The 12797-nt window shown below is 45.3% G+C and carries 11 protein-coding genes; 3 read left to right on the plus strand and 8 right to left on the minus strand.

The genetic code is table 11. The features are described from left to right. A complete protein-coding gene (gene trpD, locus HF888_RS02585) occupies window positions 1-1044 on the plus strand; it encodes an anthranilate phosphoribosyltransferase (RefSeq protein ID WP_007018753.1) in 1044 nt (347 codons plus the stop codon). Then, a complete protein-coding gene (gene trpC / locus HF888_RS02590; RefSeq protein ID WP_207798145.1) occupies window positions 1041-1838 on the plus strand; it encodes an indole-3-glycerol phosphate synthase TrpC in 798 nt (265 codons plus the stop codon). Before trpD ends, trpC begins: the two co-directional genes overlap by 4 nt. A 9-nt stretch (window positions 1839-1847) precedes the next feature. Here the strand turns inward: trpC and HF888_RS02595 are convergent, their stop codons facing one another. Together HF888_RS02595 and crp are read right to left on the minus strand one after the other, a co-directional pair. Further along, window positions 1848-3368: a DUF3369 domain-containing protein gene (locus tag HF888_RS02595; RefSeq protein WP_007018755.1), complete on the minus strand. Its 1521-nt coding sequence runs from the start codon at window positions 3366-3368 to the stop codon at window positions 1848-1850. A 241-nt stretch (window positions 3369-3609) separates the two neighbouring features. After that, window positions 3610-4284, minus strand: a complete 675-nt coding sequence (gene crp, locus HF888_RS02600; RefSeq protein WP_007018756.1) for a cAMP-activated global transcriptional regulator CRP — start codon at window positions 4282-4284, stop codon at window positions 3610-3612. A gap of 261 nt (window positions 4285-4545) precedes the next feature. Here crp and HF888_RS02605 point away from each other — a divergent pair, with 261 nt between their 5' ends. Continuing rightward, on the plus strand, window positions 4546-4968 hold the full coding sequence (locus HF888_RS02605) for an OsmC family protein (RefSeq protein ID WP_040298175.1): 423 nt from the start codon (window positions 4546-4548) through the stop codon (window positions 4966-4968). A 3-nt stretch (window positions 4969-4971) separates the two neighbouring features. On the opposite strand, the gene coq7 is transcribed toward HF888_RS02605, so the two are convergent. The 6 genes from coq7 to dusB all read right to left on the minus strand — a co-directional run bounded on the left by coq7 (window position 4972) and on the right by dusB (window position 12737). Next, a complete protein-coding gene (coq7, locus tag HF888_RS02610) occupies window positions 4972-5610 on the minus strand; it encodes a 2-polyprenyl-3-methyl-6-methoxy-1,4-benzoquinone monooxygenase (RefSeq protein ID WP_007018758.1) in 639 nt (212 codons plus the stop codon). Window positions 5611-5694: 84 nt separating this feature from the next. Continuing rightward, complete coding sequence (locus HF888_RS02615) at window positions 5695-7956, minus strand: response regulator (RefSeq protein ID WP_007018759.1); 2262 nt, start codon at window positions 7954-7956, stop codon at window positions 5695-5697. A gap of 119 nt (window positions 7957-8075) precedes the next feature. Beyond that, entirely contained in the window at window positions 8076-9368 is a 1293-nt protein-coding gene (gene purD, locus HF888_RS02620; RefSeq protein ID WP_007018760.1) for a phosphoribosylamine--glycine ligase, read from the minus strand. A 383-nt stretch (window positions 9369-9751) separates the two neighbouring features. Then, window positions 9752-11353 carry a bifunctional phosphoribosylaminoimidazolecarboxamide formyltransferase/IMP cyclohydrolase gene (gene purH, locus HF888_RS02625; RefSeq protein WP_007018761.1) on the minus strand — a complete coding sequence of 534 codons (1602 nt, stop codon included), beginning with the start codon at window positions 11351-11353 and terminating at the stop codon, window positions 9752-9754. Between the two features lie 83 nt (window positions 11354-11436). After that, window positions 11437-11754: a DNA-binding transcriptional regulator Fis gene (gene fis, locus HF888_RS02630; RefSeq protein WP_007018762.1), complete on the minus strand. Its 318-nt coding sequence runs from the start codon at window positions 11752-11754 to the stop codon at window positions 11437-11439. Then, on the minus strand, window positions 11751-12737 hold the full coding sequence (gene dusB, locus HF888_RS02635) for a tRNA dihydrouridine synthase DusB (RefSeq protein WP_007018763.1): 987 nt from the start codon (window positions 12735-12737) through the stop codon (window positions 11751-11753). The genes fis and dusB overlap by 4 nt, the downstream gene beginning before the upstream one ends. Window positions 12738-12797 lie beyond the last annotated feature (60 nt).

Consider the following 12797-nt stretch of genomic DNA (forward strand, 5'->3'; position numbering starts at 1 on the left):
ATGAATATTCAGCAAGCCCTTAATGCGGTCGTTCAGCATCAGAATTTAACTGAAACAGAAATGGCAGACGTCATGCAAATAATCATGACAGGTGGTGCGACCGATGCGCAAATCGGCGGATTTCTTGTGGGAATGCGCATGAAAGGTGAAACCATTGATGAGGTGACCGGTGCAGCTCGAGTTATGCGAGAACTGGCCACTGGCGTTAATATTGAAGCAGATAATTTAGTCGATACTTGTGGTACCGGCGGTGACGGTGCAAACATTTTTAATGTATCTACCGCGTCTGCTTTTGTTGTTGCTGCAGCTGGCGGTAAAGTTGCCAAACATGGTAACCGAAGTGTGTCTTCATCAACAGGAAGTGCCGATGTTTTAGAAGCAGCAGGTGTAAACCTTAATCTGAAAGCGGATCAAGTGGGTCGCGCCATCGAAGATATTGGCGTGGGCTTTATGTTTGCACCTGGTCACCACAGTGCAATGAAGCATGCTATTGGACCACGCAAAGAGCTAGCTATGCGCACCATTTTTAATATGTTGGGCCCATTGACCAATCCAGCAGGTGTGAGCAATCAGGTTATTGGTGTATTTAATGGTGACCTATGTAAATTGTTTGCAGAGGTCTTAAAGCGATTAGGCTCAAAGCATGTTTTAGTTGTGCATGCTCAGGATGGTTTAGATGAAATTAGTTTGGCCAGTGAAACCCGAGTGGCCGAGTTAAAGGACGGCAATGTTACTGAATATACCATTAAGCCAGAGGATTTTAACATTGAGAGTCAAAGTCTTATCGGTTTAAGTGTCGAAAACGCAGAGCAAAGCTTGGAACTGATTCAAGATGCACTTGGCAAGCGCGAGACGAATAACGGTAAAAAAGCGGCTGACTTGATTGCGTTGAATGCAGGTGCCGCAATTTATGCCGCTGATTTAAGCGAATCTTTGGCAGAGGGCGTGGCTATGGCGGAAGACGCTATTAGCACTGGACTGGCATTAGAGAAATTAAAAGAATATGCCGCGTTCACGCGTGTATTTCTTGAAGGAGACGCATAGTGAATACGCCAACTATCTTAAAGACCATTATTGATCGAAAGTGGCAAGAAGTTAATCAACGCGCTGCGAATGTCAGTTTGAACGAACTTCAAAAAATTGCGAAACAGGCTGATCCTGTTCGAGGTTTTCATCAAGCGCTTTCTAACAAGATTGAACAAGGCTTACCTGCGGTCATCAGTGAGATTAAAAAAGCATCTCCCAGCAAAGGAGTGATTCGTGAGGACTTTAGGCCTGCAGAGATTGCTCGGTCCTATGAGCAGGGCGGAGCCGCTTGCCTATCTGTATTGACCGATGTGGATTTTTTCCAAGGAGCTGATGAGTATCTTCAGCAGGCCAGAGACGCTGTTTCGTTGCCCGTTATTCGTAAAGATTTTATGGTCGACCCGTATCAAGTGATCGAAGCGCGAGCTATTAATGCAGATTGTATTTTGCTAATTGTATCGGCCTTAGATGATGGGCAAATGGCAGAATTAAATGCTTGCGCCAAAGAGCTAGGAATGGATGTATTGGTGGAGATTCATGATGCTCGTGAGCTAGAGCGAGCGCTTAAGTTACCGTCGCCATTACTGGGCATTAATAATCGTAACCTGCATACGTTTGAAGTAAGCCTTAATAATACCTTTGATTTGTTAAAAGATATTCCAGATGATGTGTTGCTGGTAACAGAAAGCGGGATAACGACACCTGATGATGTCAAAACCATGCGAAATCATAACGTTCATGGTTTCTTGGTTGGTGAGGCGTTCATGCGGGCGGAGAAACCGGGTGATGAGTTGCGTGCCTTGTTCTTTTAGTGCTTGAGATCATTCTGGGTACGCATCTCGAATGGCAAGGAATTCACTTAGATGGTTGTGTAGAATATCAACCAGTTCTGGATCGAATTGCTTGCCTTTTTGTTTGTTAATTTCTTCTAAAATATCTTCTAAAGGCCATGGTTCTTTGTAGCACCGCTTACATCCCAATGCGTCAAATACATCTGCTAGCGCTGTGATTCTTCCTGCAATGTGTATGTCCGTGCCCGCTAGTCCGTTGGGGTAGCCAGTACCATCCCATTTCTCATGATGCTGCCCAGCAATAATGCGACCCATATTCACCACATCATTATCGCTATTACCTAGTATGTCGGCCCCTTGCTGTGCATGAGTTTTCATTATCTCCCATTCTTCAGGTGTGAAGCCACCGGGCTTTTTAAGAATGCGGTCGGGAATGGCGATTTTGCCAACGTCATGTAGTGGACTTGCCAGTTTGATCAGCTGAGCTTGTTGTTCGTCCAAGCCTTTTTTAACGGCTAGAATGTAACTGAAAAGTGCCACACGTTTTACGTGACTACCGGTTTCTTTACTGCGTTGCTCAACGGCTTCACCAAGGATATATGCTAACTCTTTTTGAGTATCCATAATTTCGTCACGCAGCAATAAATTCTCATACGTGATGGCAACATTGCTGGCGTAAATGTCCAAGAGTTGTTGTTCAGTGTCGGATAAGGGTTGCTCCAGTGACACATATAGGAGGTTTTCACTACCGTGGCTGGTCGTAAAGTATCCTGTGTAATAGTTATTGGCGACGACGTTACTTTTATCTCGCAGTGCTTGCTCAAAGGCGTGTTGAACCTCATCCGGCAGGGCGCTGTGGCTGGTAATCGACTCCATATCGCCAGAAGCGGCTAAGACTCGATAATCTTCTGCGTTATTGTAGTCTTCGTTCAGACTGGTGCAGTAAAATAATGCGCCACTGATGCCCAATAGATTGCAAACTTGGTCAAGTACAGCGGACGCAAAGGTTTTCAGACTATCCGCTTCAAATATTTCAGTAGAGGCGATGATGACCTTTTCCAATGAACGCCTGTGGCTGTCCAGCGTACAAATGTCACGATATGAGCGCAAAGAGGCATACAGCAGTGTTATAAGTTTGTTACTGGTGAGTTCAGTTTTGTCCTTATAGTCGTCTATATCGTATTCAATGATGATGCGCTCTTCAGGGGCCTGGCCTGGTTGGCCTGTTCTTAACACTAAGCGCGTGTAATGATTTTCGAGATCTTGGCGAATGTAAGGAATGAGGTCGAGGCCGGCACTGTCGGTTTCCATCACCACATCGACAATTGCTAGAGCAATATCATTATGCTCTAGAAATAGTTGTTTAGCTTCTGCGGCACTGTAAGCACTGGTTATTTTGAGAGGACGACCGTCGAACTCAAAGGTTTTAAGAACCATTCTCGTGACCTGATGTATGCCCTCTTCGTCATCTATTAGGAGGATGTGCCAAGGCTCTTGTGGGCAATTATCATCCTTGTTAGAAGCTTCAGCTGCGAAAAGAATTTCATCCATTATCAAGACTATCCTGCCATTTGGAGCACTGTAAGTATGAGTATAGTCAGAAAAGAAGGGTTCGCGATGAGGGTTTTGCTTGCCTTGGACAGGCTTTTGACCTCATATTTGTCACTGTATGTCCCGAGAGCCATAAAAAAAGCCACTGTAATACAGTGGCTTTTTATTCAAGATTGGCAATTTAATGAGTGCTGATTGTATTCGTGCACTTAGGTTGCGCCAAGGTAGTTGTACTTCTAATTTAACCTTCTGCCTCTTTACGGTTAGGCAGAGTAGCAGCTCGGCGCGCGCCAAACACTACCATGGTTTTACCTTTAACACTCACCAAACCCTGATCTTCAAGGGATTTGAGCACTCTACCCACCATTTCACGGCTGCAACCGACAATGCGTCCAATTTCTTGGCGAGTGATCTTAATTTGCATGCCATCTGGGTGCGTCATAGCATCCGGCTCTTGGCTTAAATCCAAAAGCGTGCGCGCAACGCGACCAGTTACGTCTAAAAATGCCAAATCACCTACCTTGCGGGTGGTTTTGCGCAAACGCGTGGCCATTTGCTCGCCAATAAAGTAAAGGATTCGTGGGTCATGATTACTAATATCGCGGAATTTACTGTAGCTGATTTCCGCTACTTCACACTCTACTTTTGCTTTAATCCAAGCACTACGCGGTGAAACTTCATCAAATAAGCCCATTTCACCGAAAAAATCACCTTCATTAAGGTATGCCATGATCATCTCACGGCCGTCGTCATCCTCAATGATGACAGTAACAGAACCTTTGATTATGTAGAAAAGGGAATCGCTTTTGTCCCCTGCATAAATAATGGTGCTGCGCGCTGGATAGCGACGGCGATGGCATTGTGACAAAAAATAGTCCAAATGCTTATGTCGATCAGCCCTGAGCCCTGTATTCATATGTTAAAACCTAAATCATCCAACCTTGATTGCATTATTATTCATAATAGTAGCAGCAGACTATTATGCACCTATTTTACAGTTTAATTGAAGAGGGGTGTTTATTATCTGAGTTTATTTGCGGTGCAAATGTACAAAAAAGTGAACTGCGTCAGCTTAAAACCGTAATCAGTGCTTCATTTCGTCGTGTACGGTGTTTTGCTTCAGCCCGCTTGTCCCCTATGGTAGGCTTGCGTTTTTATGTTCTGGGAAAGTAATAGTATGCAAGCGCGTATTAAATGGGTTCAAGACGCCATGTTCTTGGGAGAATCTGGCAGTGGCCATAGTGTTGTTATGGATGGCCCTGAGGACCACGGCGGTCGCAACATGGGCGTCCGCCCGATGGAAATGCTGCTCATGGGGTTAGGTGGCTGCACTAGCTTTGATGTCATGAGTATTTTGAAGAAAAGTCGTCAGGATGTAGTGGATTGTGTTGCCGAGCTGCGAGCGGAACGCGCTGACGCTGTGCCCAGTGTATTCACCAAGATCCATGTACATTTCGTTGTCAAAGGCCGCCAATTGAAAGAAGCTCAGGTAAAGCGTGCGGTCGCGCTGTCAGCAGAGAAATACTGTAGCGCTAGCATTATGCTTGAGCATGCGGGCGTGGAAATCACCCATGACTACGAGATAGTCGAATTAGACTAACCACTAAATTCGATATGTGGTGCGCGTCATGACTTTGCTAAGGGCCGTCATGAAGCGCTTTACTGGCTGCGGGAAGGGCACGCCACCTGCATCCAGAGCAGTGGTCGCGTGACGCAGCTCGTCTTCATGCATGAGCTTGAGTATTTCGCGGGAGCGTCTGTCTCCTTCTGGTAAGGTTTCTAAATGCTTTTCTAGGTGCTGACAGACTTGATCTTCTGTTGCAGCAACAAAGCCCAAGCTCCACTTATCACCTAAAGCACCTGCCACAGCCCCAACACTATAGGATAAACCGTAAAACAAAGGATTCAGTAGGCTAGGGCGGCTATCGAGTTCTCTTAGACGATCCTCGCACCATACTAGGTGATCAATCTCTTCTTCGGCTGCTTCTTCCATGGCTTCTCTCACCTCAGGTAGGCGAGCAGTGAGGCTTTGCCCTTGATAAAGCGCTTGCGCACAGACTTCACCGGTATGATTGATACGCATTAGACCAGCGGCGTGCGTTGTCTCTTGTTCAGTCATCGCTTGGTCTTCCGCTTGGCTTGCTGGGCTCAAGCGGTGGGCATGTGCGGCCCCTGGCACCAGTGTTTTCAAAGCATTGTCGAAATGGCAGACCAGTGTATCAATAGGACTTTGAATTGGCATAACAAGCACCTAAGAAAAAAAATATGTCCCTATTTTACGAATTTTAATTGCCATATGCATGTGCAGGATCAACTTTTATACGCTTTATTGCATTTCTAACTTTTTTTCGATGTGGGTTGCTAAGTGTTGTTTCAATGCGTTGGCACTAATAGGTTTGGTTAGCAACTGTTGTATGCCGGTATCTCGTAGCTCAGGAGCGTGCTGATCAATACTCAATCCCGTGAGCATTATTTTCACAAGCTCTTGGTTAATTTCGTTATCGTTAGAGATCCGCCGCGCTAACTCAAATCCATTCATGATCGGCATATCTTGATCAATCAGTATGATATCGAATGGATCATCGAGATTGGTTTGGCTGCGCAGCTTGGCTAGTGCTTCTTTACCGCTATGAGTGGTTTCTGCATGCATACCCCAGCTTTTGGCATAGCGCTGCAATACTTTGCGTAGTGTGCTGTTATCATCCACGATTAGAATAGACAGCCCTTTCAACAGACTTTCTAATGGATTCTTTTCTTTGTATTCGCGGGCAACTTTATAGGGCAGCGTGAAGCTAATAGTGGAGCCCTCTCCTGTTTGGTTATCAACAAAGAGGTTGCCGCCCAAATGTTCGATTAATTGTTTACTTAAAACAAGTGAGAATCCTGCGGAACTCACATCATGAATATGAGAGAGGTGTATTTTGTCATCAAATAGAGTTTTCAGTGTCTCTTTTTTAATGCCTTTTCCTGTGTCACGAACACTGAAAAACAAATGTTGATGTTCACTCCAAGTGACTCGTAGTTCAACTTCTCCGTGTTCAGTACGATTGATGCCATGCTCCAATAAGTTTTCTAAAATACTGGTTAAATGCTTCTCGTCGCACTCAATAAACTCAGGTAAATTCGGATCTAAGTTAATGACCAATTCGATATTTTTTTGGTGGATGACAAGTTGGAATTTAGCAATGATTTGATCGATGATATCTGCAAGGTTCATCGCCTCGTTATTAGCGCGAAAACGGCCAGTTAATAATTTGGCATAATCCGATACACGATTGACTAAGCGCACCATATCCTCACCGGCAACGCCAATGGTTTCGACGTAGTCTTTTTGCTTAGCACTTAAATTGGTTTCGAGTAGAAGCTCTTCCATACCTAAAACACCATTCATGGGTGTGCGCAATTCATGAGTTAGTTTACTTAAAAACTGCGCGTGACGGATGTTGTTATTTGGAGTCTTGAGTCGAACTTGTCGCTTAAAATAAGGTAAGGTCATGCTGAAGCTGGCCAATAAAATACTTGAGCTTAAGGCTAATATATCCATTATGCCTGTGCTTGCGACGAGGGATTCTGGCCATAATACGTAGCCTATTTGCCAGGCGATACTGCTAGTTAATATCAAGCATGCGAGTATAAAGCTGATACTGCGCGGTTTACTAAATACGATAATGAATAGCAAAGGAAGTAGCGCAATGAAAAGCTGCGCCGTGTAGCTTAAACTGACAATAAATAAAGTGAGCAAAACCAACATCATTACCACCATCCAAGATCGATTAGTGCGTAAGTGTCTTCGGTAAAAGGCTGTAGAGAAGCTAGAGAGCGCTAACCCGCATGAAACCAACCACGGTGATAGGTCACTTGCAGCTAACATCCATTGGGGCCAATTAATTAATGGGCTGTGACTGACCGCGAATAATGCACCTACTAATGCCATATAAACTACAATGTAATGACGTACATGGTGATGGAAACGTAAAGCTGCGACATGTAATAAAGCAATAAACACCAAGAGTGCAACGTTAATTGCGTAAACTTGCTGGACCACAGTGAAGGCATTGTTATGATGTTGTAAGTCGCGTAGTTGAGGTGTGATCGGCGTTGTTTTATTTGCTTTTACTCTTAAATAAAACCACTGCTCAGACTTAGCTTGAATATTAATAACCAGCGCTTGGTAGTTACTAAGCAGAGTTTGCCGATTGACCTCAGGATAAAGTTGCCATTGGTTATTATTATAAATATAGGCCCCATTAATTTGTACGGCCTTATCGCTTAAGCTTAACGCTAGTGGTAAAACTTTCTTGGTTGGATTACTGATGTGAAACCTAAGCCAATAAGGCTCATTGGCTTTAAGCACTAATGAATCTTGAATCGGACTAAATTTATCGGTTGTTTGTGTTTGCAATTGGCTCAAGCTGAACGCGTGGGCGTCTGCGTGCAAATACTCAATGAAATTAGAAAACTCAATATTAATTGGTCCATCAGCCAAAATAATAGTTGTTCGGTGCTTAGTGCCATCAGCTGAATAGACAGGCAGCGTGACGAGGATTCCATTCAGGAAAAACAATAATGAGAGTAATAGACGAATCATGTTAGGTGCAAACAGTCCTTGAATGCATTTGAATGTACCCGAGTCTGAAGCGTAAATCGACTGTTCAAGCACATAAAAAGGGAGTATGAACTCCCTTGTGTATGCCTAGACTAAATAAATTACGACTTTTCTCTAGCAATGGCGCGATAGCCAATATCACTGCGGAAAAAGCAGCCTTCCCACTCTATGCGTTTGGCTAGTTCGTAAGCACGTTGTTGTGCTTCACTGACGCTATTGCCAAGTGCCGTCGCACACAATACACGACCACCATTGGTTACCACTTCATTGTTGGCATTTAAGATAGTGCCTGCATGGAATACTTTTTCACCAGCGATTTCGCTTTCAGGTAAACCCGAAATAACGTCACCTTTGTTGTACGACGCAGGGTAGCCACCGGCAGCCAGCACAACACCAATAGAGGCGCGTTCATCCCAGTCAGCAGTCTTACCAGCTAAACCATCTTTTTCCATAGCGGCCAAGCAAAGATCAACTAAATCAGACTGCATGCGCATCATGATAGGTTGCGTTTCTGGATCACCAAAGCGACAGTTATATTCAATGACTTTAGGTGCACCGGATGGATCAATCATCAAACCAGCGTATAAGAAACCTGTGTAATCATTACCTTCGGCCTTCATACCTTGAACGGTCGGCTCAATCACTTCTTTCATGGTGCGCTGATAAACCTCATCAGTGACAACAGGTGCCGGTGAATACGCACCCATACCGCCGGTGTTAGGACCAGTGTCACCGTCACCGACACGCTTGTGATCTTGGCTAGTCGCCATAGGTAAGATGTTATCGCCATCAACCATAACAATGAAGCTGGCCTCTTCGCCTTGCAAAAATTCTTCAATAACCACGCGACAGCCCGCATCACCAAAGGCATTGCCAGACAACATGTCTTTTACAGCGTCTTGTGCTTGCTCAAGAGTTTCTGCAACGATCACGCCTTTACCGGCTGCTAGGCCATCGGCTTTGACTACAATCGGCGCGCCCATTTTTTCTAGGTACGCTAGAGCAGGCTCAACTTCTGTAAAGTTTTGATAATCTGCGGTTGGAATCTTATGACGAGCCAAGAAATCTTTCGTAAAGGCTTTCGATCCTTCAAGTTGAGCCGCGCCTTTGCTTGGGCCAAATGCTTTTAGACCTTGCTCGTGGAAGAAATCGACAACCCCTTCAACAAGGGGTGCTTCTGGACCAACGATGGTCAGTTCACAACCGTTTTCTTTGGCAAACTTGGCAAGTTTGTCGAACTCTAAAACACCGATGTCGACGTTTTCCAGTTTAGGCTCGATGGCCGTGCCGGCGTTGCCGGGTGCAACGAAAACGGTTTTTACGTTTGGGTTTTGAGCGGCTTTCCAGGCTAGGGCGTGTTCGCGGCCGCCATTGCCTATCACCAATACATTCATCATCTTTACCTTTCGGACTTGATCTTTTTGCCCCTAACTTTGTTGCAAGAAAATTTAAATCAGTTATGTAGGCAAGCTACACGCCTTCTTTAAATTTTCTTGCGCCTCGTTAGGAGCAAATATCTCTGCGTCCTAACACTAAAAGAGAGCTTAAAATGAATCGTTTAAAAATAACAAGGTTGTTTCTCTAAACGACCTTTATAAATAGTTAATCGTAAAAAGCGTAAGCGGCATTGAATATTCGCAAACGCTTCTAGGGGAGTGGTATTTTTCTTCCTGACTCGGCGTAGGTTCTTTTGCTCAGCGCAGTGTAGGGGACCTACATGAGCATGGGCGAAAGGTTCTACAACAAAGTCAGGGAGGAAAAGAGCCTCCCCAATTAATTAATGGCGGAAGTGACGCATCCCGGTGAATACCATTGCCATTCCCGCCTCATCTGCAGCGGCAATCACTTCTTCATCACGAATCGAACCGCCTGGCTGAATGACTGCTGCGATACCCGCTTTTGCAGCATTATCGATACCGTCACGGAATGGGAAGAACGCATCCGATGCCATGACTGAACCTTTTACTTCAAGACCAGCATGCTCTGCTTTAATGGCAGCGATACGAGCAGAATTAACTCGGCTCATTTGACCCGCGCCTACTCCGACAGTTTGACGATTCTTGGCATAAACAATGGCATTCGATTTCACAAATTTGGCCACTTTCCATGCAAAGATAAGATCATGCATTTCTTTTTCAGAAGGCTGACGTTGAGTAACCACTTTTAGGTCGGCTTCTGTAATCATGCCGTTGTCGCGTTCTTGCACCAATAGACCGCCGTTTACGCGTTTATAGTCTAAGCCATTGACGCGCTCGGTTGACCACTCGCCGGTTTCCAATAAGCGAACGTTTTTCTTGCTTGCAACAGCTAAGCGAGCATCGCTGGAAACACTTGGTGCAATGATGACTTCTACGAATTGACGCTCAACAATGGCAGCAGCCGTTTCGCCATCTAATTCACGGTTGAAAGCAATGATGCCGCCGAATGCAGATTCAGTATCGGTGGCGAAGGCTAAGTCGTAGGCTTCTTTGATGCCATTTTCGCTGACGGCTACACCACAAGGGTTGGCGTGTTTAACGATGACACAGGCAGGTTTAGTAAAGGATTTTACACACTCAAGCGCTGCATCTGTATCAGCCACGTTATTGAATGAAAGCTCTTTACCTTGAATTTGTTGAGCCGTTGCAATGCTGGCTTCTTTGGGATTGGCTTCCACATAAAACGCTGCATTTTGGTGAGGGTTCTCACCATAGCGCATGTCCTGTGCCTTAACAAATTGGGTGTTGAACGTACGCGGGAATTCAGACATATCTGCTGTAGTCAGCTCGTCTGCTTGTTGATTAATGCGACCAAGATAGTTAGCAATCATACCGTCGTACGCAGCAGTGTGTTCAAACGCTTTTAGTGCTAGATCAAAACGCAATTTCGAGCTTAGGCCTTTTTTATTCTCGATATCCGCTAGAACAGCATCGTAGTCTGATGCATTCACCACAATACCTACGTGGGCGTTATTTTTCGCCGCACTTCGAACCATGGTTGGACCACCGATATCAATGTTTTCAATGGCATCTTCCAACGTGCAATCGGGATTCGCTGTGGTCGCTTCAAACGGGTATAGATTGACTACGACTAGATCAATAGGGTTGATTCCGTGCTCGCTCATGACGGCATCGTCTTGTCCGCGACGTCCTAAAACACCACCGTGGATTTTAGGATGAAGCGTTTTGACACGGCCATCCATCATTTCAGGGAAACCTGTGTAATCGCTTACCTCAATGGCATCAACACCATTTTCGCGTAACAGTTTGAAGGTACCACCAGTGGAGAGAATCTCTACATTTTGTGCCGCTAGGGCTTGAGCGAATTCTACGATGCCGGTTTTATCAGAAACACTGATAAGCGCGCGACGAACAGGAGTAATTGCGGATGCACTTGCCATAGTTGATCAATTAGTCAATTTTTCAAGAGGTTAAAAGCAAAGACGCTGCAAAAGCAGCGTCCAGTGTGTCGATGTGATAGGGCTTAAAGCATACCGTACTGTTTTAGCTTCTTACGCAGCGTACCGCGATTTAAGCCAAGTAATACCGATGCTTTTGTTTGGTTATCGCGAGTGTAGCGCATTACCACTTCCAACAAAGGCGCCTCTACTTCTGATAAAACCATTTCATAGACGTCACTTACAGGCTGTCCGTCTAGTTGAGCAAAATAACTCTCTAGAGCTTGTTCAACGCTGTCACGCAAAGTCTGAGTGTTCTCTGTAGATAAGCCTGTATTACCTGCTGGTGATACCGTGCTTTGCTCAAGAGGGTTGTTTAGTTCTGGCGCTTCATGGGTACTCATGCCGCTTGTTCCTTCCCCAGGTGTTGATTAAAAAAAGTCTTTATTAATGCTATTTGGTCTTCACAGGATTCCAGTTGGTTAAACTGTTTCCGTACAGCACGATCGTGATCATGCGCTTGAAGATACCAACCCACGTGTTTTCTCGCGATGCGTACACCTAAGTAATCACCGTAGAACCCATATAGAGCGTGTAAATGCCCGATCAGAATGGCTTCTACTTCTTTGATTGAAGGTGCTGCTAGCGGTTCACCCGTGGTTAAAAAATGGTTTATCTCTCTAAATATCCAAGGACGTCCTTGGGCAGCACGACCTAGCATTACCCCATCTGCGCCTGTGTAATCTAATACGAATTTGGCCTGTTCGGCGTTGGTGATATCGCCATTGGCCAAAACCGGAATGTTTACATTCTGCTTGATGGTTTTAATGGTGTCGTATTCCACCTCACCTTTGTAGCCACAGCTACGGGTGCGTCCATGGATCGCCAACGCGGCAATCCCTATTTCTTCTGCCATTCCTGCAAGAACGGGCGCATTTTTATGCTCTGGCGCCCAACCAGTGCGCATTTTCAGCGTTACTGGTATGTCAACGCTATCCACAACAGCCTGAAGGATGTCTCTTACCAAGACTTCATCCTTCATTAACGCACTGCCTGCGGCTTTGTTACACACCTTCTTGGCAGGGCAACCCATGTTGATATCAATAATCTGAGCACCATGAGCAGCCGACATAATGGCCGCTTGCGCCATCATTTCAGGATCGCCACCGGCAATTTGTACTGAAATGGGTTCAGCTTCACCTGCATGATCCAAGCGCTGCCGAGACTTGCGACTGTTCCACAGTTTAACGTCGCTAGTCACCATTTCACTGACTACCAATCCCGCCCCCAATTGACGACATAACTGTCGAAAAGGTCGATCTGTGACACCCGCCATTGGTGCAAGCACCACAGGGTGTTGAATAGTGTATTGACCGATCTGGAACATGGGTGACAAGTTGGTTGTTTTTTGCTCGTTTTAAGAGGCGGCTATGATACTCGCAAAGTA

Origin of the sequence: Bermanella marisrubri (assembly GCF_012295615.1) — a bacterium.
GTDB lineage: Bacteria > Pseudomonadota > Gammaproteobacteria > Pseudomonadales > Oceanobacteraceae > Bermanella > Bermanella marisrubri.